Here is a 21,169-nt window from a genome sequence, read left to right as displayed (position 1 = left end):
GGAGAGTGCGAAAGAATTCGCCTTTGAATTTTCAATTGTTAAACCGGTGATTTTGAACCAGCTTTTCCAACCTCAAAGTGCGATGTGCTCCAACTAAAGGTTGAAAATTTAACCTGATCATTTAAGATTCAAAAGGTGATTGGTTATCTTGCCCACCAATCCCAAGCTTATGGACTTAGACCTTTTTCTTCAGTTATTGCCGTATATCGCTGCTGGAATAGTGGGTGGAATAAGCGTGTTTTTCCTGCTCCAGTGGATCGATCGTTCCAAGCAGACCAAACGGTTGCGCAGAGGGCGGGAAAAGGAGCAAGAGGCCTTAGGATTTCTGGAAGAACAAGGATTTACCTTGGTGGATTATCAACCGGAATTGTCTCATGACTTTAATGTGGATGGGAAAGTCGTTTCTTCCACCATCCGGCCAGATGTAAAAGTCAAGAAGGGGGGACAAGAGTATTTGGTAGAAATAAAATCCGGCGAAAAGGCGATAAGTCCTCAATACAGTTCTACCCGCCGGCAATTGTTGGAGTATGCCTTGGTGAATGGAAAAAGCAAAATTCTGCTTGTGGACATGGAGGGGTATTCCATTAGTACTATCGAATTTCCGTTAATTAAAGGGCGGTCTACCTGGAAAGCAACGCTTTGGAAAGTGCTTGCACTTTGCTTACTGGCGGCCAACATAGGGGTGATTATCTACCTGGCTGCCTCGGCTATTCTTGCTCAGCTCTAAATAGAGGAATCAGTTGACGTTGCCACTGATCCGTTACTTTAGGATCCGGATTGGGTGGCGTTTTTATATCCCGTAGAGCCCATTCATAAGTCCGGATGTATACCGAATCCTTAAAGTTGTAACTCAGATTCTCCAGGTGGTTTGGAAGGTGCTTGACATCGCTTTTGTGAAACTGAAGGTGCCGGGTGTAATTGGTGCCGGAATACAGTTCGAAGGATAGGCTTTTGTTGTATCGTCCCGTCATGTTCAGTGCCGGTATTACCAGCACAAAGGCCAGCGCGATAAGTCCAACCCATTGAATACGGAATAGGTGGCGGTTTAGCCCAAAGTCTTTTTGCTTGAAGAACAAGAGAAAGAGAAGTGGAATTAACACGATATTCCAGGGCCAAATCACCGCATTGGTGTTATGTCCTAAAGGACCCAATAAATACAAGATGCCTAAATGAAGCGTAGTGCCTAACAAAACCGCAACGGTCCGTGTTCTTGGGATTAATAGCGCAATGGCAGTGGCCATTTCCAGGTAAGGTGCCAACAGGGCCATTCGAAATACTATCCGGTGAATAAAGGGGTGAGCCATCCACCATTGATTGTAAATAGGATAAACCACGTAGGGAACGATTTTTTCAGAATAGCCATCGTTAAGCTTGTACCATCCGCTCCAGAAGTAGAGGCCAATAACCCCCAATTGTACCGCAGCAAGCACCGGTTTGGCTGGAAGATAATGCTTGTATTTTCCAGGAAGGGATTGCAGAATGACCAGGAGCATGACGAAATGAAACATCCATGGTTGCATCCTGTTCCAGTCTTGGATCATGAGTCCCATAACACCTGCCAGAAACAGAAGCCCGGGCCAACTCTTTTTAGGCCAAACAATGGCCAGCAGCCCAGCCAAGGTCGTTAGGCCAAGCAGTATTTGATCGAAGGGAGTTCTAAGAACCAACATGCCTTCCAAAAGTGGAATAAGCGGAAGGGATCGGCTATTGAGCCAGAGTGGAAGACATAGAGCCGCACAGGAAATAATTCCAATTAGAATCACTCGTTTTGCCCAAAAGAGTCTCCGGTAGTCATCCATTCTTCAAATGTAAGGCCCAGCGTATGGAATGCCTACACTGTTAAAAAGGTTTTTCAACAGGACGGGGTGTACGAGAAGGAACGTACTACTTTTGCCGCACAACTTGGATTATGTACGCTCTAATTAAGCCCCTTCTGTTTACGATGACTCCTGAAAAGGCGCATCATTTTACCACCCGAATGCTCAAGAATGTTTTTATGATTCCTGGTATGCGGTCACTCTTTCGCTCGATGTACACCGTGAAGCACCCATCCCTGGAGCGCGAAGTTTTTGGGCTTAAATTCCCGAATCCAGTTGGACTGGCAGCTGGCTTTGATAAAAACGCCGAGTTGTATCCTGATTTTAAGGACTTGGGCTTTGGTTTCATTGAAATAGGTACAGTAACGCCCAAAGGTCAACCGGGAAACCCTAAGCCCCGCATGTTTCGTCTACCCGCCGATGAGGGACTGATCAATCGTATGGGCTTTAACAATGAAGGAGTAGAAGCCGCTGTGGCCAATTTGAAGAATCGGGATAAGAACCTGATTATTGGTGGAAACATCGGTAAAAACAAGGTGACTCCTAATGAGGAAGCCACCGAAGACTATCGCTTGTGTTTTCAGGCCTTGTACCCCTATGTGGATTATTTCGTGGTCAATGTTTCTTCTCCAAATACTCCGAACCTTCGGGCTCTGCAAGACAAAAAGCCGCTTACCGAATTGCTGAGTGAATTGCAACGGCTTAATCAAGAGAAACCTAAAACTAAGCCCATCCTTTTGAAAATTGCTCCGGATTTGACCGATGAACAGTTGGATGATATTGTAGATATCGTGAACGATACCCAAATCGATGGCGTTATTGCCACCAATACAACAATTGATCGCAGCGGCTTAAAGACTTCAGAAACCATTACCTCGGAAGCCGGTGGATTGAGCGGAGCTCCGGTAAAAAATCGTTCTACGGAAGTGATTCGTTACTTGCACCAAAAAGGACAAAACAAATTCCCTATCATCGGAGTAGGGGGAATTACTTCTGCTCAGGATGCCTTGGAAAAACTGGATGCGGGCGCGGCCCTGGTTCAGGTTTATACCGGATTGATTTACAAAGGCCCCGGTCTAATTAAGGCCATTAATCAGGCTTTGGTTAAGCGGGCATAGAACTCTTTCAGGAAAATTTGAGGCAAGTATTAGCTTTGCGGTATGATTTCTAAGAAAACGAAATATGCCTTATTGGCTTTGGGGTATTTGGCCGAAAAATACGATCAGGGACCACAGCTGATTTCTGAAATCGCCGTGGAAACCAAGATTCCCAAAAAATTTTTGGAAGCCATTTTATTAGAACTGAAAAAGATCGGTGTGCTTTCCAGTAAGATGGGCAAGGGGGGAGGTTACTACCTGCGTAAACCGCCATCGGATGTTGGATTGGCCAAGATCATTCGATTTATGAATGGCCCGATTGCCATGTTGCCCTGTGTGAGTCTGAATTTCTATGAAAAGTGCGATGAGTGCACGAGTGAAAAGGAATGTGGTTTGAACAAGGTGATGATTGAAGTTCGCGATACAACACTTAAAGTATTGGAAAATAAGACAGTAGCAGATTTGATTAACCGTTGATATTTTTTTGATTTATTAATCTATTAAATTGGTAGATTATATAGATTTGTCCACTATGAAAGCAACAATGAGTGATGCGGAATTAACAGGGATGAGGGCCGAGTTGAAAGGGCTCTCACCGGTAGAAGGAATTCAGCGGGTAGCTCAATGGGCGGGTAGAGGAGTGGTGTGCTCCACAGCCTTTGGACTGGAGGGACAATTAATTACCCATTACATCGCCACCCATCAGCTTCCGGTAGAACTCTTTACCATAGACACAGGGCGCTTGTTTCCTGAGACATACGACACTTGGTTTAGAACGCTCAATCGCTACGCCATAAAAATTCAAACCTATGTTCCCGAGCATACCGGACTGCAGATGATGCTTGAAGTGGATGGACCCAATTCCTTTTACCAAAGTCCCGAGAATAGATTGAACTGCTGTTTTCTCCGAAAGGTGGAACCTCTGCAAAGAGCGTTGACTGGAAAACGTGTATGGATTAGTGGTTTACGAGGAGGACAGTCCAAGGATAGGGCACAACGATCGCAGTGGGAATATGACGCCAAAATGCACATTTACAAGTATTATCCCCTGTTTAATTGGAGCGAAGAGGAGGTTATTCAAAAGATAAAGGAGTACCGGGTACCCTATAATCCACTGTATGATCAAGGATTTAAAAGTATTGGTTGTGCTCCGTGTACCCGTTCACTCACGCTGGGAGAAGAAGCCCGGGATGGCCGTTGGTGGTGGGAAAGCTCTAAAAAAGAATGCGGTTTGCACAGTTAAGCTCTCTTATATAAACGCTCAAATTCTCGTACAAATACGTCGCTTCGTGTTATGGAATGAAGGGCCCAATTCAATCGTTTCTCCCGCTGTTCATCGGCCGATAGTCGCCAGTCGAGATTGGAGTTGTGTAGTTTTTGGGTAAGCTCGTAAAGGATGAGTGCTGCGGATACCGATATGTTATAGCTCTCCGTAACGCCATAGATGGGAATACGCAAGCAAACATCGGCCTGCTCGACAATTTCAGGAGATAGCCCAGCCTTTTCTTTACCAAAAAAGAAAGCCGATTTTTGGGTGAAATCAAATTCCCTTAAGTCTACATCATTGGAATGGGGAGTGGTAGCTACAACCTGATAGCCCAATTCGCGAACCCGATCCATGCAGTCGTAGGTCGAACGCCCTTTTCGCCTGTAGTATTCAATGTCTAACCAATGCTCCGCACCTTTAGACATGCCTTTTTGCACATTAAAATCGTTGATGTCTTGCATCACAAACAGCTTCTGAATCCCAAAGCACTCAGCTGTTCTTACCAAGGCGCCGGCATTGTGTTCGTGGTAAACATCTTCTACACAAACCGCAAAATGGTCGGTTCTGTACTCCAATATTTGCTCAAATAGCTCCCGACGCTCATCGGTCAGGTATTGTTGCAAAAAGTCCCACAGAGCCTCTTTTTTGGTCGAATTCCAATTTTCGTGCATTTTGCGAATATAGTAGCATTATTGAATTTTCAATTTTCAGGTTCAATTTTCAATCTTCATGTTGAATCTCGAATCTCGAATCTCGAATCTCGAATCTCGAATCTCGAAGATTGAAGTTTGAAGATTGAAGTTTGAAGATTGAAGTTTGAAGATTCCACCTAGGTACCAAACCGAAGGATTTCTCGTTATCCCGCCATGCGCACCCTTCTATTGATTCTATTACTTCTTGGTATCAGCTCGTCTTTACTGGCTTCCGAGGTTAAAACCATTCACGTGTTTGTAGCCCTTTGCGACAATCAGAATCAGGGCATTGTTCCGGTTCCCAGTCATTTAGGTAATGGGCAGGATCCGGCTTCTAACCTCTATTGGGGGGCAGCCTATGGGGTTAAGTCCTTTTTGCGGTACAAAAGCGACGAGTGGATTTATGTAAAAAGGGTAGAAGTAGATAACCCCATGATATTGGAACGTATCCTGTTTAAACACCGTTCTGGAGAAGCTTATTTACTAGCCGATGCCTATGACGGACGCCACATTCGATCCTGCATTGTGGATTTTCTTTATGCTTCCAACTACCAGCGCAATCAGTGGGTTACTCACGAAGATGATTCCATTCCCTTTGGGGGAGCTTCAGATTTAGTGGCCTATTGTGGACATGACGGTTTGATGGAATTTGATGTCGCCCCGAATATGAAGAGTTCAAAGAAATCCATGCCGGCGATTGTCCTGGCCTGTTATAGCAAAGATTTTTTCTACCAACCCTTACTTAATTCAGGGGCACAACCCTGGTTATGGACAACGCACTTAATGGCCCCGGAGGCCTATACACTGGTAGCCGCTTTGGAGGGATGGCTGAAGGGAGAAACCCCGAAACAGGTGGAGGAGCGAGCCGCGCAAGCCTACAACCGCTATCAGAAATGCGGAATCAATGGGGCACGGAATCTATTTACTACCGGATTTAATTGATCCAAAAAAAATCCCCTCGAGCAAACTCGGAGGGGATTTATATTTTGAATTAAGCGTTTCGCTTATCTCGCTTCCAGGAAACGACGGTTTACTTCGTCCCAGTTGATTACGTTGAAGAAGTTTTCGATGTAATCAGGTCTGCGGTTTTGATACTTCAAGTAATAAGCATGCTCCCAAACGTCTAATGCAAGGATTGGAGTTCCACCACAACCGGTATCAGGCATCAATGGATTGTCTTGGTTTGGAGTAGAGCAAACTTCCAATTTTCCGTTGTTTACGCAAAGCCAAGCCCAACCTGAACCAAACTGAGTAGCAGCTGCATTAGAGAAAGCTGTTTTGAAAGCTTCGAATCCTCCTAAGTCAGCATTAATTGCGTCGGCCAAGTCTCCTGTAGGCTCACCACCGCCGTTTGGCGACATGATTTCCCAGAAAAGACAGTGGTTGTAGTATCCACCACCGTTGTTACGAACACCGCCACCGTACGAGCCAATGTTAGCAAGAATATCTTCGATCAATTTGCCTTCACCGTCTGTTCCTTCTAGAGCAGCGTTAAGTTTGCTGGTATATCCAGCGTGGTGCTTGGAGTGATGAATCTCCATGGTTTGAGCATCAATATAAGGTTCTAGCGCGTCGTAAGCGTAGCGCAGATTTGGTAATTCAAAAGCCATAATTAATAATGTTTAGTGTTCCACATAAAATTGAGGGATCAAATATAAAACAAGCCAATAAGCTCCAAAGTTTAGCTTTACATTTTTTAAGGACCCGATCTATGACTCAAAGATTCGGTAAAATTTGTTCAAAAATCGCTTCTTATTCCCTTGACTTAGGTCCTATTTTTAGGGGGAATACACTAATTTAGCCGGCGGAAAATCAAAATCAATTTATGCCCCAATTAGTAATAGTGCGACACGGTCAATCGGAATGGAATTTGCAAAACAAGTTTACCGGATGGGTAGATGTGGATTTGACCGAAAAAGGAGAGAATGAGGCTGCCAATGCTGGTGAAAAACTGGCTGATTATTCCTTTGACAGAGCGTTTAGCTCAGTACTGAAAAGAGCGAACCGTACCCTGGATATCATTCTGAGTAAAAATGGTAACGGAACGATTCCTGTGATTAAAGACCAGGCGCTCAACGAAAGAATGTATGGTGACTTGCAAGGAAAAGACAAGAACGCTATGCGTGAAGAATACGGAGAGGAGCAAGTACACATTTGGAGACGAAGCTACGATATTGCCCCTCCTGGAGGAGAAAGCCTGAAAGACACCAAAGATCGGGTGATCCCTTATTACGAAGCTGAAATTGAACCTCTTCTCAAAGAAGGAAAGGATATCCTGGTAGTGGCTCATGGAAATAGCCTACGTGCTCTTGTTATGCACTTGGAAAACATGAGTCCTGAAGAGATTCTTCAAAAAGAAATTCCGACTGGAACACCTTATTGCTATGACTTAAGCGATAATCTTGAGGTGAATTCTGCGGAATTTATGAGATAATTATTGACCCAAAATCATTAGGCGTTTGGTTATTGCCATCGACTTTGACGGAACCATTGTAGAAGACAGGTACCCTGAAATAGGGGAGCCCAAGATTTTTGCCTTTGAAACCCTTAATGAAATGATTAAGGCGAGGCATCAATTGATCTTGTGGACCCGTAGGGAAGGGCAGCTACTCGAAGATGCGGTAGAATTTTGCCGCGAAAATGGCATTGAATTTTATTCGGTTAACCACAGTTATCCGGGTGAAGACTTCAACGAAGACGATGGTAGCCGAAAGCTTAATTGCGAACTGTTCATCAGCCAAAAAAATGTGGGCGGATTGCCCGGGTGGGGCGAAGTTTGGCAAGAAATCAAACGGATGGAAGATCCCAATGGCATTTATGGTAATGAGGATGCCAAACCCCAGAGTTCAGGTTTTTGGGGTCTGGTAAAAAACTTAATGGGCAAATGATTATTGCGGTAGACTTTGATGGCACCATTGTGGAGCACCAGTATCCTAAAATTGGGAAACCTATACCCGATGCCATCGAGGTGATGAAAAAGCTGCAACAAGCGGGGCATAAGCTCATTCTTTGGACCTACCGTTATGGGGATACCCTGGAAGATGCCGTGGAATACTGCCGACAAAATGGGGTAGATTTTTATGCGGTTAATGCCTCCAAACCGGGAGAATCCTGGAAGCCTGGAATGTCCAGATTAATCGAAGCCGATCTTTTTATTGACGACCGAAATGTATTTGGTTTAAAGCCTTGGAGTGAGATTGAACAGGAACTTCTTTCGTGAAGTTTTAGGTTCTTACATCAACGGTTTTCTTCTTCCCAAAAGCTGGCTTATCTTCGTCGGTCTTTGCACAAACCAAATAACATGATTAGGTACTCTTTATTCGCTTTAATAGCTTTATTTTTTACTTTAAGTTCATATACTCAATCTATTGATGATGAAAAGCTTAAAGGTTATTATGTTAGGGCCATAGGTCCAGCAGGAATGAGCGGGCGGGTAACCAGTATTGATGTTCATCCAGAGCATAAAGATCACATCTTGGTGGGAACCGCTTCGGGTGGTGTTTGGCAATCGGTTAGTGGTGGAATTACCTGGCAACCCTTGTTTGATAAGGCTCCGGTACAATCCATAGGAGCAGTAGCATTCGATCCCAGTAATCCCACTGTATTGTGGGCAGGATCGGGTGAAGGAAATCCGCGAAACAGCCAGAGCAGTGGTGCAGGAATATTTAAAAGCCTTGACGGAGGTAAAAACTGGACTCGAATGGGATTGGAAAACACCAAAACCATTCACCGAATCATTCCGGATCCACAAAACTCTCAAACCCTATACGTAGCTGCCACCGGATCGGCATGGGGACCAAACCCAGAAAGGGGAGTGTTCAAAACGACTGATGGTGGAAAAACCTGGAACAAAATCCTATTCATTGACGATACGACGGGTTGTGCAGACTTGATCATGGATCCTACAAACCCCAACAAGCTTTTTGCCGCTATGTGGCATTATCACCGCCAGCCTTGGTTCTTTGAGTCCGGTGGAGAGAGCTCAGGTTTGTATGTTACCTACGATGGCGGAACTACTTGGAAAAAACTGGGCAAGAAAGAAGGGTTGCCCGATGGACCCTTAGGCCGCATGGGATTGGCCATTGCTGCCAATAAGCCATCCGTGGTTTATGCCTTGATTGAAAGCAAGAAAACAGCGCTGTACCGCAGTACCGACGGAGGAGAAAACTGGACCATGCGAGCTGATAAGAACATTGGAAATCGCCCATTTTATTACGCCGACATTTACGTAGATCCAAACAACGAAAACCGCGTATTTAACTTGTTTTCAACTGTTTCAGTAAGTCAGGATGGTGGGAAAACCTTTAATAGCCTGATTTCTTATTACAAGGCGCACCCCGATCATCACGCTTTTTGGATTGATCCAGACAACTCCGATTACATCATTGAAGGTAATGATGGAGGACTCAATATTTCAAGAGACGGCGGTGCCAATTGGCGCTTTATCACCAATCTGCCCTTGGCTCAATTCTACCACATCAATGTAGATAACGACCACCCCTACAACATTTATGGCGGTATGCAGGACAATGGTAGTTGGGTAGGCCCGGGATATGTATACGAACACGGTGGAATGAGAAACCACCACTGGCAGGAAGTGATGTTTGGAGATGGCTTCGACGTGGTGCCTTATCCTAAAAACTCACGCTACGGGTATGCTATGTACCAAGGAGGGCACATCAGTCGCTATGATCGGGAAACGGGACGTAAGAGCTTTATTCAGCCTATGCACCCGGATAAAACACCATTGCGCTACAACTGGAATGCGGCTTTGGCTCAGGATCCGTTTCATGATTGCGGTATTTATTTCGGTAGTCAGTTTGTTCATTACAGCTCCAATTGTGGCGATAGCTGGGAAGTGCTTTCCCCCGATTTGACAACCAACGACACCGCACGACAAAAGCAAGCCCTCAGTGGCGGACTCACGATTGACGCCACCCGGGCAGAGAACTATACAACCCTTTTAGCCATTGCACCCAGCCCGTTAGACAGCCAGGTGATCTGGGTGGGAACCGATGATGGAAATTTGCAATTGACTCAAGATCGCGGTAAAAACTGGACCAATCTGGCCTCCAAGTTACCCGGATGTCCAGCAGGTTCATGGATTCCTCAAATTCGCGCATCATCTTACCATGCCGGTGAGGCCTTTGTGGTGGTTAACGACTACCGTAGAAATAATTGGGATCCTTACCTGTATCACACCATCGATTATGGGAAAAGCTGGAAGCGATTGGCAAGTCCTGAAAACATCAAGGGCCACGTTTGGAGCGTTATTCAGGATCCGGTAGAAGAGAATTTGTTATTTCTGGGAACCGAATATGGCTTGTATTATTCCCTGGATAAAGGACAGAACTGGAACCACTGGAGACACAACGACTTTCCAGCTGTAGCCGTTAGTGACCTGGCTATTCAACCCAGGGAACATGACCTGATCATTGGAACCTTTGGTCGATCAGCCTTCGTATTGGATGATATTCGTCCGCTTCGTCGATTGGTAAAGGATCAGGGTAAAACCTTTGAAGATACCCTGGTGGTGTTTGATCCGCCTGTCGCTTACCGAGCTCCACATAAGCCTGCTCGTGGTGTGCGCTTTGTTGGACAAGGAGATTTTGTGGGACAGAATCGCTCAAGTGGTGCTATGATATCTCTTTGGATTAACCCCAGTTTGTTTGAGCCGGCTAAGAAGGCTGAAAAAGGCAAGGATAAAACCAAAGCAACGCCCGGAAAGAAAGGTAAGAAAGTAAAAATGTGGGTGATGAACGAGGCTGGAGATACCATCCGGACCACTTCATTCAAGGCCGACTCTTTGTTTAGCCGGGTGTATTGGAATATGCGTGAAGATGGTACCAGGGGATTGGTAAGAAAGCGTCAAAAGAAGAAGAATGATGATTTACCCGCCGGAGTTGGGGTATTACCTGGGGACTACAAGATCGTTTTGTCCTACGGCAAATTCAAAGACTCTTGTGAACTCACCGTTTTAGAACATCCCAAATTGGGTTACAACCAGGAAGAGGCGAAAGCACGTTACCGTTTGCACAAGGATGTGGAAGCCGAGCTTAAGTACATCATTGGACGGGTAGAGGAGTTGAAACAAATGTTGTCTACCGTGGATGAAATGAACCGTGTAGCGGCCTATTTGCCAGATTCTACAGCCAAGGACTTCAGAAAGCAGGGCAAAGCGGTCAAAGACAGTGTGAATCAAATTTTGGATGAGATTTTCCTGAAAGAAGGATTTACCGGATACGATCACGTAACGATTAACCTTTCTGCCAAGGCTGGGCAGGTGTATAGCTACTTGTATTCAGAAAATGTGACTCAGAACAATTCTTTCCGCTTGGCCTGGAATGATATGAGCGAAACCTTCCAGGGAATCAACAAGCGTATTATAGCCTTAGAAAGTGGAGCCTGGCATGAATACAGAACCGAAGCCGAAAAGCTTTCTTTTGACTTCTTTAAAAAATACGATCAGGAAAAAGAAGACGACCGCTAATGTACTTGCGTGCCGAAGTGGCTGGAGAGTCCCTCGACCTGTTGCCGGATAAGGCTGTTTTTTGGCCCGATCAGAAAGCCCTGTTAATTGCCGATCCACATTTTGGGAAGGCCGAGCATTTTAACCGGGCGGGTATTCAAGTGCCCAAGGGAGTGAAATATCAAAATTGGCAACGCCTGTTTCGCGTACTCCATTTGCCCGATTTGGAAGAAGTCATCTTTATGGGCGATCTGTTTCATTCCGATTTCAACAACGAATGGAAGGATTTTGAGCATATAATGGCCCATTTCCCGCATATCACCTTTCATTTGGTACTGGGTAACCATGATATCTTTCCAGAAGAGATTTACCACCGTTCTGGCCTCGTGTTGCACGAATCGATGAAACGAGGTCCCTTTCATTTTACCCATGAACCCGAACCTGGTGGAGAAGGGTACAATCTGGCTGGGCACATTCATCCGGCGGTTCGTCTCAAGGGAGCTGGACGACAGAGTTTGCGACTGCCATGTTTCTTTTTTGGGCGCGACCATGGCATATTACCCGCCTTTGGAACCTTCACCGGTACCTATACGCTTAAGCCCAAGAAAGGAGATCGGTTTTATGCCATTGCCGATAATGAGGTGATCAATCTCTCTTAAATCAAGGATTTAAAGACTTATTTCATCCAGGAAATCCTTGCGTTGGTTGGGGCTGATGTACACTTCCTCACCATTTTCCATCACAATGAGGTGATCTTGATGGACAAATTCCCGAACGTAGCGGTAGTTGATAATGAACGAGCGGTGCACCCTTCTAAATCGCTTGTCCGTTAGCAGTTGTTCGTAGTACCGAAGGGTTTTGGAAGAGAGAATCGGTTTTCTGCCAGCTACCTGAATCTGCGTGTAGTTGGTTTTGGCCTTGAGTAAAATGATTTTGTCGAGGTTGATAAACTCTACTTTTCCCACCTCCTTAATAGCCAGCTTTTTGGGCGTTTGTTGCTCGGTTAGGTGGTTTAGCATCACCTTGAGTTGGTTGAGTTCAGAGTTAATGGAATCCTCTTCTGGAAGAGACCCAACCAAGGCTTCCAATTCTTCAGGATCTATTGGCTTGAGCAGGTAGTCGAGCGCACCAAACTTAATAGCCCTTAGGGCATACTTGCTGTGTGCCGTGGTAAATACTACTTTAAAATCGATCGTGTCCAGCTGCTGCAACAGGTCGAAACCCGTTCCCTGGTTAATTTCTACGTCGAGAAACACGAGTTGAGGTTGAAGCTCGGTGATCAACCGGACTCCATCTTCTACATTGTCAGCATGTCCAAGAACTTCAATTCTATTTCTAAAACCGTCCAGCTGACTTCTAAGTTCTTTGAGTGATCTGGGTTCGTCTTCAATAATTACCGTCTTAATCTTCATATCTCTCCTTCTGCAACTTATTCAGGGAATTATCCTAATGCGCAATTCTACCTGGGTTCCCTTCATTTTCCCATTGGTAGCTCTTTCCAGGTTGGTCATACGAATTTGATTTTCTGAGCCTCCTTGTCCGTTGAGCAAATCCAGTCTCTTTTGAGTTATGGACAAGCCCATGGATTTTCGAATTAGCTTGGTGTCTGCCTCATTTATCCCGCTTCCATTGTCGCGAATAATGCAGATCAAAAAGTCTTCCTGCTTTTTAATATCAATACTTATCGCGCCACCATTGGGTTTGTTTTTCATTCCATGAACCACTGAATTTTCGATGAATGGTTGCAAAATCAAGGGAGGAACTTTTACCCATTCAGGATCTATAGATTCATCGAGATGTAGGTCAAATTGGAGTTTTCGTTCAAATCGGAGTTGTTCCAATTCTATAAATCGAGTCACCAGGTCCAATTCATCTTGAAGAGATATACTGAGTTTATCTGAACTTTCAAGAACGGTTCTATTAAGTCGGGCAAATTTGGCCAGGTAGCTTTTACTTTCCCGGATGTGATCGGATGAGATGTAAGATTGAATCGAGTTGAGTGCGTTGAACGTAAAGTGGGGATTCATTTGAGAACGAAGTGCCTTTAGCTCCAATTCGGCTTTTTCACGGCGAATGGCTTCTTGTTTGCGTACTTTTTGGGTCAGTTTCCTTAAGCGCCAGGAGAAAAGAAAAAACAGAAGAATTAGCAGGCCGACTATTTCCAACGAAAAGAACCACCAAGTAAGCCAAAATGGGGGAGTGAGCGAGAAATAGAAAGGGGAGGGCTGAGTAGACCAAACCCCGTGCTTATTGGCTACATAGAGCTCAAACTCATAAGACCCATAAGGTAGATTGGTGTATTGAATTTCTCGGTTAGTGGTGTATTTATAGTCCTGGTCGTAGCCCTTTAGCTTGTATTTAAATTGAAGGTGCTGGCTGCTTCGAAAACTAATTCCATCGAATTCAAAGCTTAGGTCTCTATTCGTTTCAGAAAGTTCGGCATGTTGCTCCAAGTAAGAAGGGCTTTTTCCCAGTTTTACGCAACGCACCCGGCAACGAGGAGGTGGCGGTTTTTTCGTTTCAGGAACAAATAGCGATAAGCCCCCTCTTGTGGCCATTACCAATCCTCTACCAAGTGTATCCATCTGATGAATGTGGTTCGAAGGAATTCCATCAAACCGATCGAAGTTTTCAATGGTATATTTCAGCGGATTCAAATTGGAAATGTCTATCCGGTCAAGGCCCTGGGTAGAAGCCACCCATATGGTGCTATCCTGAACGAGCACGTCGGTGATGTGCATACTCGATAAGCCTTCTTTTAGGCCAATGGTGTCCAAACGATTGTTTCGGTAGAGGAGAAGGCCTTCATTTTGACTTCCAATAACCGGTATGTAATTTTCCAGGATTCCCAGGTCTACAACTATTCCGGAATAGATGGGAGCAGGGATCTCGTTGTTAGGCCCTTCTTGTATTTCCATTTGGTGGTAGACGCCACGTAATGTTCCAAAAAGATATTGGTCTTGCTCCAAAGGGATAATGTGGATAAACCGAATGTCATTTTTCCAGGACAAAACCTTGATATTATCTTGTTGAATTTTGAATATCCTAAAAACACCACCTGCAATAATTCCCTCCGAAAGGGGATCTCGGGTGATGAATTTGAGTAATAAATCGCTGCTGTCAGGGGCTTTGGAGATTTTGTGAAGGTTGAAAAGCGGGTCTTCTTGATGAAAAAAGAACAAACTACCGCTTAGCGTAGAGAAATAAACATGGTCCTTTCCCAAGGCAATGTGATCTACCGATAAGTCGGATGCACTCTGACGCCGGATAGTTTGAATTGTCCCACTTTTTAAATCGATACGTTGTAGATTACCCTGAGCACTTCCGGAATACAGCAGCTTATTTGGGGCCGTCAATACAGAGGTTTGCTCCGATTCAGCCAACCCCGAATTTTGGGTAAACATGCGTTGATTTAAATCCGGTACATAGTACACTCCGTTGTTTTCTGAGGTTATCCAAAAACCATTTTCAAAATCCTTAAGAATGGACGTTATCCGATTGCCCAAAAAGAAGGTTGGGCCCCGCCTTAAAGAATCGTTGTCGAGAATTTCGGCTTGGATTAAGCCGTTGCCTGTGCCTATCCACACTTGGTTGTCAAATGATTTAATGGCATTGATTCTCACTTGCAAATCGCTCAATTGATAGAGCGTATCAGAGGTAAACCGAAACAGGTGAGAACCGTGGGAAAACAGAACACTACCATCGTCCAATATTTCATAATAGGCTCGAAAACTTGGATTGAATTTGGGAATTGGAATGGAGTCCTTTCGGGTTGGTGTTTTAATGACCAATAAATTGGAGGTGGACTGGCGACCTGATCTTTTGTAAATGAATTTATCCTGAGATACCTGCTCAAACTCCATAATCATTGAGTTTAACCTGTCGGGAGGAAGCGAGATACGTACTTTTCCAAAAGGATCAAACTCGGCCAATCCTATCTCATGGGAGTAGTATTTAACCCGGTTTTGTGCATCGGTATAGAAATCAACAAAATAGCTCGTACGAGCCTCTGGAGACCATAAGGTATCTGCCGGGCTATAGTAATGAAACTCGTCGTTTTCAAAATAGAAAATACGTGATGAAAGAGGAATAAACCACATCCGGCCATTGGGAGACCGGCGTATTTCAAACACCAGGTTATCCGGAATACCATCTTCGGTACTGAAGTTCTTAAACTTCACACCATCGAAACAGGAGACCCCTTTTTCGGTAGCAAACCATAGATTTCCTACCGAATCAGCTTCTACGTCATGCACTGCCATGGCCGGTAAACCATTATCGGTGGTATAATGGAAGTAAACCAATTCCTGAGCTGAGCTAACCTTCATGGCAAGGAGGAACGATAAACCAAAGAGTAATACGCGTTGGACTAAATCGGGCAAAGGTTCTATGTTGAAAGTACCCTGCAAAGAAACTCACAATGTACTTAGGCTATTTCGAGTAGAGTAAAGATAAGTGCAAAACAAGATCAATTTGTGGATTCTTCATCGATTCTTAAAATAATTGAAAACCGGGTTTCAACACCGATTTATTGGGCTTCAATAATCCTTCGATATTTTCTGCTTTGCCCATGCTGAACTTTGGGTGAATCTTAAAATCAAATCTAACTTATGTTCAGCAGAATCAATATTTCAAAACTTACTGCTTGGCTTCTGATTTTTTTCAGTTTAGGCTGGAATGAACTACGAGCCCAGCATCACGAAGAACCTTGCGGGACGGGTGTTGCTCATCAATGGAGGATGCAGCATGATCCAGACTATAAAGCTCAAATTGAGGAGTGGAATTCTCACATTCATCAACTCGAGGAAAACGGAAGTCGCGGGGCGGTTAATGGCATTTATCGGATACCCGTCGTATTTCACGTAGTTACTCATTCGAGCAATATTTTGTCAGGAGGAGGATCAGCCGAGTATCAAATGCACACCAAGTACCACGATCCGGCCGGCAACTGGGACCGAATTCAAGATCAACTTAACCGCTTGAATACGGAGTTCCAATCCGCCAATATTCAATTTTGCCTGGCCCAAACGGCACCTCCTTCCTTTGAAGGTGTTCCGGGTGTTCCTGGAAGTTGGCAAACCTTTACCGGAGGAGGAAATACGATTACTTCGGTGGGGGTAACCTACCATGTGGATGACGTATTGTCTTCTTTTCAAAGTACCAGTGTTCCCCAAGTGACAAGTTTGGAAGCGTTAGTTCCCTTTAATCAACCGAATGAGTACCATTACCTGGATATGTACATCGTGGATAATGTGGTAAGCATGTCCGGTGGCTCGCCTTATGGCGAAGCTTCTTACGGTGTTGGTTACCCGTTCAACGATGTGGTTCTCAAGCATAACACGGTAGGGGATGAAACAGCTACTACGCCATCTGGAACCTTGATCTCAGGCGGAAATATGGGAAAAACCGCTGTTCATGAAGTAGGGCACTGGCTTTTATTGGGGCACGTATTTGAAAAAGATCAACTCTGCAATTCTAACTGGGCCGGATTAACAGGTGATCAAGTTGCTGGAACACCCCCTCAAATTGAGAGTTATTTGGATGGAATCGCGCCCCCCAATGGCGCTTATGTAGGATACACTTGTGGGGCTTATGGAGGTCCATCTCCAATATCTTGTGACGCATCTGCAAACTTGTATTTCAACAACCACATGGAATACTGTGAGGACGGCTGTAAGGTTTCAGTGAATGGTACCAATTCGTTTATTCCCGGACAAATTACACGGATGCAAAACTTCATCGATATTGCACGTCCAGAATACCATTCTACCCTGAACCGAATCAACACGGGAATAGAAACCACGAGCTGTATTCCCAATTACACACCACAGTTGTTCACCGCAGAATTTGAACTGAGTACAGAAATTCTATGTGAGGGTGATGATATCACCTTTACCGGAATGGGCATTGATCACTTGCCTTCAGGTGCTCAAATTGTAAGTTGGACCTTTACCTTAACTGATGGTGGTGGAAACGCTCAAACCTTATCTACAGTAGGAAACAATCCGGTATTGGTAACCCTATCCACAGGTGGAACCTACCTGGCCGGAGATTATACGGTTAGCCTTACGCTCAATTATGATGACAACGGTACCACCGGGTCGGTAAACTACACGCACCCTATCACGGTAGTGGTGGAAGATTGCTCGGCGTCACCTTTGCGCTTCATCAAGGGGTATGATTATGGCGATGATATCACAGACCTGGCCATTGTAGTGGATTGGGCCAATGAAGGATATCTCGTTTCAGGAACCCGTCATTTGAATCAAAATGAAAAGAGCATTGTCATTTTCAAAATCAACCTAATGGGTGAGATTGTTTGGAATTGGGAGTTTGAAGCACCCAATGGTTCTCAGCATGCTCGGGCTTTCGATATCATTAAGAAGAATGGAGCAACAGACAACTACATCATTACGGGATATGCAAGCACAGGATCAGGTTTTTACGAGGTGTTGGCTATGCAGATTTTGGACAATGGAAATGGATGCCAATTGAGTGGCCCAGGTGCGGTTACTATTCCAATTACTTCCAATGATTACCTCAATACCGGGTTGGATATGCAAAACTCCGTTGGGGTAGAAATTATCAATACCACCGACGGTGGATTTGCTATTGCCGGAGGCATTTTGTACGATTACAGTCCGACAGATCCCAAAAAGCAACTGCTGGTAAAATTGGACAACAACCTGGATGTGGAGTGGATCGAAGAATTTGACTTTACCCAATCGGGTGACGGTACGGATTATGATTTTGCCAATTCGGTTGTCGAGATTACCGGGTATACCACCTCCAGTAACCCCGGAACCTTTGAAGCAGCCTACTTTTTGGGGGGATCCAAGAGCAAACGAACCGGGAATATGAATCAAGGTATTTCTGGATTTATTGTAGAGGATCATCAAACCAACAACCGAGTGACCGTGGGAAGCATGAATGCATGGGGACCTTCTTCTCCAGATTATGATTATGCCACGGATGTATTGTATGATCCAGTGGATAACCGCATTTACCAGAAATCCTTTACCAAGGTTACCCATGGTATTTTGGTGGCCAAGATTGACCCGGCAACGGGAAACATTGAAAGCTACCTGGAGTCCAATTTGTTGAAACATGGCGTAGAATATTTAGGACTTAAGTTGATTCATTCCACCAATCATCAAAATCTGGTCATGACCGGTCATATATCGGGAAATCCATCAACGATGATGGTTGGAAAAACGGGCTGGCCCGTGTTTGGTGCGGTTGGAACAGGGTTATTGAACAATTTCGTAACTCGCAAATACCAGGTAAGTTTGCTCGACGCACCAAACGCCGGCCCGGATTATCCATTGCATCCGGATCAGAATTCTGGCCCTAAGCATTTCTATTGTTCTCCGAAGAATATTTGTCGAAGCCCCAATGGTGGATACATGCATGTGGTTCATGGTACGTCGGCACTTGGTGGTACCAGTTTTCAGGTGATCAAGTTGGATGAGAACTTATTGTCAGGATGTGGAGTGATAGAAACTATGCGACCAAACAATCAGTTTTCTCCGATTAAGTCCATTGAGCCTATATCGCAGGTAGATAATCTTGTACCAGGCAATTCAGCTGTTTTACCCGATCAACAAATTCAGAATGCTCCATGTAGTGATTTCTGTTTTAATGATCACGTGATTGAAGCCTGTGACAACGATAATGATGGCCTGGCCCTATTTGATCTCGATTGGTCTATGTCCAACATGTTTGGATCTGGATTTCAATACCAATGGTACACAGATGCCTCGCTTTCCACGTCTATCAATGGAGGTATTTCCTACCAAGCATCAGATGGAACGGTGGTTACTCTGATTTTAACAACACCTGATGGATGTACGATTCAGACCACCGTTACCCTCTCAATTTTTACTGCTCCAACGATCAATCCTATCGTTATTCAGCCTACAGCCTCTGGAACCTTCAACCTTACGGCCGCTGAATTGCAATTAACCAATGCCGGGTACATCATTACCTGGTATCTCGATCCTCAATTGTCACAGGTGATTACCAACCCGTCCAATTTCCCTGGAACTCCAGGCGGAGTGGTTTATGCACATATCATTGAGCGCAACAAGTGTGAAATTGTGGTTCCTGTGGATCTTGCCTGTGGCGGTGGAATTTGGCCCAAACAATCAGGTTCTGTAGAACGGGAAGTGATTACCGATATGGTCAGCGATGAAAATGGTAAGCATTACATCACGGGATATTTTTACGAAACCTTCGAATTTATGGGTACTTCGCACACCAATATCATTGGAGGAACCACCTTCTTTGTGGCCAAATACGATGATTGCGATTTGGATTGGGTGCAGTTTAACAACAACGGTAACTACACGGGTGGTTATGGAATCGACATCGATGATCAAGGTGATGTCTATGTAACCGGATTCTTCCGTGATGCCATGGACCTTGGTAATGGAGTCAATTTAACAACGCCTGCAGACGAAAATGCCTTTATCGCCAAGTATTCTTCTTCGGGCGTATGTCAATGGGCTCATGCTGTAACGCCTTGGGCAATGAATTCACGAGGAAACGATATCGCTGTAGATCCTATAAACAATAAGGTCTTTATCACCGGTTATCAAAAACACAAAAAGAGCCCTCACTATTTTGTGGCAGGATATACCACTGCGGGATCATCCTTGTGGTACGTAGAAGATCCTCAAAATCAGTTATCTGTTCCAAGTGAAGGAAAAGCCATTGATGTTAACCGCTTTGGTGATGTTAAAATGGTTGGCCAGGTCTATGGTGCGGGAACCTTGCAACTCAATGGGTTTTCGTTAACAACCACAGCTCCGAATCAAGGAATGGTTACCTCATTTAACTCTTCAGGAACCTGTGTAGGGGCAAGACGGTTCAATTTTGAGCCCCAGGATGTGGTTTGTTCTGAAAATGGCATGTCTTATTATGTAGTTGGTGCACATGATGGTACTGGCTTTCAATTTGCTGGAATTTTCCAAGCGGGTGACATGTTCATTACTAAGTTTTCGAATATTGTAACAGAGACCTGGGCAAGAACTGCTACGACCAATAACTCTGGAGCAAATGCTCGACCTATAGCCAACTCTGTATCCATTGCTCCTGATGGAGAAATATTTGTAGCGGGTAGTTATGGGCTTCAACTGGTTTTCCCAAACATCCAGCTCGTTAGCTCGAATCTCAATCCGAATAGTACTAACTATTTTATGGCAAAGTATGATTTGAACGGAACGACACTTTGGGCCAATACAACGGCTGTGGGTTATGTGGTTAATCCTGGAGATTTTGCTAAACCAGTATGTATCTCCACAGCTGCAGATTATACCTTTTTGGCCGGTGAGTTTAAAGGAGGTATCACTTTTGGCTCATCCACTATGAGCAGCACCTTGTCAGGGGATGATTTCTTCATTGCTCGATTGTTGGATCAGGGAAGTTCTGGTGCCTATCAGAAAACGGAGAACCAGCAATTGACCATCGTGCAAGAAGAAAAAGTAGAAGAGTCGGTATCCATTCGAATTTATCCTAACCCTTCATCTGGAGTTTATCAGTTGGAATGGACAGGCGATTTGAAGGGGGTTAAACAAGCCGGTATTTACGATATGCAAGGAAAACTGGTTCATAGCTGGTCACCCAAAGAGTGGGAGGACCCAACTTTAACCGTGGATTTGACACATCTGAATAGCGGAGTTTATCAACTTACCGTGATTTCTGATAAAGCCCTTCTTCAAGAAAGATTGATATTGAAGAAGTAGTCACCATAGAGCTTATCATTAAGAAGGGGCGTCTGATTCAGATGCCCCTTTTTTGTTTTCAACTTTTGATACGTTTCCTGG

At 44.6% G+C, this 21,169-nt stretch carries 16 protein-coding genes; 11 read left to right on the top strand and 5 right to left on the bottom strand.

Going from position 1 to position 21,169, the window contains the following annotated elements:
- The first annotated feature begins 169 nt into the window (after positions 1 to 169).
- Positions 170 to 727 (top strand): hypothetical protein, encoded by a 558-nt coding sequence (locus KFE98_18805; GenBank protein ID UTW62037.1) that lies wholly within the window; start codon positions 170 to 172, stop codon positions 725 to 727.
- Here KFE98_18805 and KFE98_18800 read toward each other — a convergent pair.
- On the bottom strand, positions 708 to 1,799 hold the full coding sequence (locus KFE98_18800; protein ID UTW62036.1) for a hypothetical protein: 1,092 nt from the start codon (positions 1,797 to 1,799) through the stop codon (positions 708 to 710). The two genes, KFE98_18805 and KFE98_18800, sit on opposite strands and share 20 nt — an antisense overlap.
- Before the next feature lie 110 nt (positions 1,800 to 1,909).
- Here KFE98_18800 and KFE98_18795 point away from each other — a divergent pair, with 110 nt between their 5' ends.
- Genes KFE98_18795 through KFE98_18785 form a run of 3 tightly spaced genes read left to right on the top strand, consistent with a single transcriptional unit; the run spans position 1,910 to position 4,157 of the window.
- Positions 1,910 to 2,935, top strand: coding sequence for a quinone-dependent dihydroorotate dehydrogenase (locus tag KFE98_18795; GenBank protein ID UTW62035.1), 1,026 nt, complete (start codon positions 1,910 to 1,912; stop codon positions 2,933 to 2,935).
- Positions 2,936 to 2,977: 42 nt separating this feature from the next.
- Positions 2,978 to 3,391 carry an Rrf2 family transcriptional regulator gene (locus KFE98_18790; protein UTW62034.1) on the top strand — a complete coding sequence of 138 codons (414 nt, stop codon included), beginning with the start codon at positions 2,978 to 2,980 and terminating at the stop codon, positions 3,389 to 3,391.
- A 55-nt stretch (positions 3,392 to 3,446) separates the two neighbouring features.
- Complete coding sequence (locus KFE98_18785) at positions 3,447 to 4,157, top strand: phosphoadenylyl-sulfate reductase (protein ID UTW62033.1); 711 nt, start codon at positions 3,447 to 3,449, stop codon at positions 4,155 to 4,157.
- Here the strand turns inward: KFE98_18785 and KFE98_18780 are convergent.
- Positions 4,154 to 4,852, bottom strand: a complete 699-nt coding sequence (locus tag KFE98_18780; protein UTW62032.1) for an RNA methyltransferase — start codon at positions 4,850 to 4,852, stop codon at positions 4,154 to 4,156. The two genes, KFE98_18785 and KFE98_18780, sit on opposite strands and share 4 nt — an antisense overlap.
- Before the next feature lie 195 nt (positions 4,853 to 5,047).
- Here KFE98_18780 and KFE98_18775 point away from each other — a divergent pair, with 195 nt between their 5' ends.
- Positions 5,048 to 5,815 (top strand): hypothetical protein, encoded by a 768-nt coding sequence (locus KFE98_18775; GenBank protein UTW62031.1) that lies wholly within the window; start codon positions 5,048 to 5,050, stop codon positions 5,813 to 5,815.
- Between the two features lie 62 nt (positions 5,816 to 5,877).
- On the opposite strand, the gene KFE98_18770 is transcribed toward KFE98_18775, so the two are convergent.
- Positions 5,878 to 6,483, bottom strand: a complete 606-nt coding sequence (locus KFE98_18770) for a superoxide dismutase (GenBank protein UTW62030.1) — start codon at positions 6,481 to 6,483, stop codon at positions 5,878 to 5,880.
- Positions 6,484 to 6,698: 215 nt separating this feature from the next.
- Between KFE98_18770 and KFE98_18765 the strand changes: the two genes are divergently transcribed.
- The 5 genes from KFE98_18765 to pdeM all read left to right on the top strand — a co-directional run bounded on the left by KFE98_18765 (position 6,699) and on the right by pdeM (position 12,001).
- Positions 6,699 to 7,307, top strand: a complete 609-nt coding sequence (locus KFE98_18765; protein ID UTW62029.1) for a 2,3-diphosphoglycerate-dependent phosphoglycerate mutase — start codon at positions 6,699 to 6,701, stop codon at positions 7,305 to 7,307.
- Between the two features lie 25 nt (positions 7,308 to 7,332).
- Positions 7,333 to 7,761, top strand: a complete 429-nt coding sequence (locus KFE98_18760) for a hydrolase (GenBank protein UTW62028.1) — start codon at positions 7,333 to 7,335, stop codon at positions 7,759 to 7,761.
- Positions 7,758 to 8,093: a hydrolase gene (locus tag KFE98_18755; protein ID UTW62027.1), complete on the top strand. Its 336-nt coding sequence runs from the start codon at positions 7,758 to 7,760 to the stop codon at positions 8,091 to 8,093. The genes KFE98_18760 and KFE98_18755 overlap by 4 nt, the downstream gene beginning before the upstream one ends.
- Positions 8,094 to 8,174: 81 nt before the next feature.
- Positions 8,175 to 11,363, top strand: a complete 3,189-nt coding sequence (locus KFE98_18750; protein ID UTW62026.1) for a hypothetical protein — start codon at positions 8,175 to 8,177, stop codon at positions 11,361 to 11,363.
- Positions 11,363 to 12,001 carry a ligase-associated DNA damage response endonuclease PdeM gene (gene pdeM / locus KFE98_18745; GenBank protein ID UTW62025.1) on the top strand — a complete coding sequence of 213 codons (639 nt, stop codon included), beginning with the start codon at positions 11,363 to 11,365 and terminating at the stop codon, positions 11,999 to 12,001. Before KFE98_18750 ends, pdeM begins: the two co-directional genes overlap by 1 nt.
- A gap of 9 nt (positions 12,002 to 12,010) precedes the next feature.
- Here pdeM and KFE98_18740 read toward each other — a convergent pair whose 3' ends face one another.
- Positions 12,011 to 12,754 carry a response regulator transcription factor gene (locus tag KFE98_18740; GenBank protein ID UTW62024.1) on the bottom strand — a complete coding sequence of 248 codons (744 nt, stop codon included), beginning with the start codon at positions 12,752 to 12,754 and terminating at the stop codon, positions 12,011 to 12,013.
- 21 nt (positions 12,755 to 12,775) lie between these two features.
- A complete protein-coding gene (locus KFE98_18735; protein UTW62023.1) occupies positions 12,776 to 15,724 on the bottom strand; it encodes a histidine kinase in 2,949 nt (982 codons plus the stop codon).
- Between the two features lie 228 nt (positions 15,725 to 15,952).
- Here KFE98_18735 and KFE98_18730 point away from each other — a divergent pair, with 228 nt between their 5' ends.
- The gene (locus KFE98_18730) at positions 15,953 to 21,088 is read left to right on the top strand and encodes a zinc-dependent metalloprotease (protein ID UTW62022.1); all 5,136 of its coding nucleotides are present in this window, start codon (positions 15,953 to 15,955) and stop codon (positions 21,086 to 21,088) included.
- The last annotated feature ends 81 nt before the right edge of the window (positions 21,089 to 21,169 follow it).

The sequence above is a fragment of the bacterium SCSIO 12741 genome, assembly GCA_024398055.1.
GTDB lineage: Bacteria > Bacteroidota > Bacteroidia > Flavobacteriales_G > Salibacteraceae > SCSIO-12741.
The sequence above is the reverse complement of the archived record's forward strand: the minus strand, read 5'-3'. Positions and strand labels throughout refer to the sequence as shown.

Excerpts from the sequence above, each read along its gene's own strand:
- KFE98_18740 (UTW62024.1), bottom strand. The coding sequence starts at position 12,754 with ATGAAGATTAAGACGGTAATTATTGAAGACGAACCCAGATCACTCAAA.
- KFE98_18770 (UTW62030.1), bottom strand. The coding sequence starts at position 6,483 with ATGGCTTTTGAATTACCAAATCTGCGCTACGCTTACGACGCGCTAGAA.
- KFE98_18775 (UTW62031.1), top strand. The coding sequence starts at position 5,048 with ATGCGCACCCTTCTATTGATTCTATTACTTCTTGGTATCAGCTCGTCT.
- KFE98_18755 (UTW62027.1), top strand. The coding sequence starts at position 7,758 with ATGATTATTGCGGTAGACTTTGATGGCACCATTGTGGAGCACCAGTAT.
- KFE98_18750 (UTW62026.1), top strand. The coding sequence starts at position 8,175 with ATGATTAGGTACTCTTTATTCGCTTTAATAGCTTTATTTTTTACTTTA.
- KFE98_18805 (UTW62037.1), top strand. The coding sequence starts at position 170 with ATGGACTTAGACCTTTTTCTTCAGTTATTGCCGTATATCGCTGCTGGA.
- pdeM (UTW62025.1), top strand. The coding sequence starts at position 11,363 with ATGTACTTGCGTGCCGAAGTGGCTGGAGAGTCCCTCGACCTGTTGCCG.
- KFE98_18730 (UTW62022.1), top strand. The coding sequence starts at position 15,953 with ATGTTCAGCAGAATCAATATTTCAAAACTTACTGCTTGGCTTCTGATT.
- KFE98_18790 (UTW62034.1), top strand. The coding sequence starts at position 2,978 with ATGATTTCTAAGAAAACGAAATATGCCTTATTGGCTTTGGGGTATTTG.
- KFE98_18765 (UTW62029.1), top strand. The coding sequence starts at position 6,699 with ATGCCCCAATTAGTAATAGTGCGACACGGTCAATCGGAATGGAATTTG.
- KFE98_18800 (UTW62036.1), bottom strand. The coding sequence starts at position 1,799 with ATGGATGACTACCGGAGACTCTTTTGGGCAAAACGAGTGATTCTAATT.
- KFE98_18785 (UTW62033.1), top strand. The coding sequence starts at position 3,447 with ATGAAAGCAACAATGAGTGATGCGGAATTAACAGGGATGAGGGCCGAG.
- KFE98_18795 (UTW62035.1), top strand. The coding sequence starts at position 1,910 with ATGTACGCTCTAATTAAGCCCCTTCTGTTTACGATGACTCCTGAAAAG.
- KFE98_18780 (UTW62032.1), bottom strand. The coding sequence starts at position 4,852 with ATGCACGAAAATTGGAATTCGACCAAAAAAGAGGCTCTGTGGGACTTT.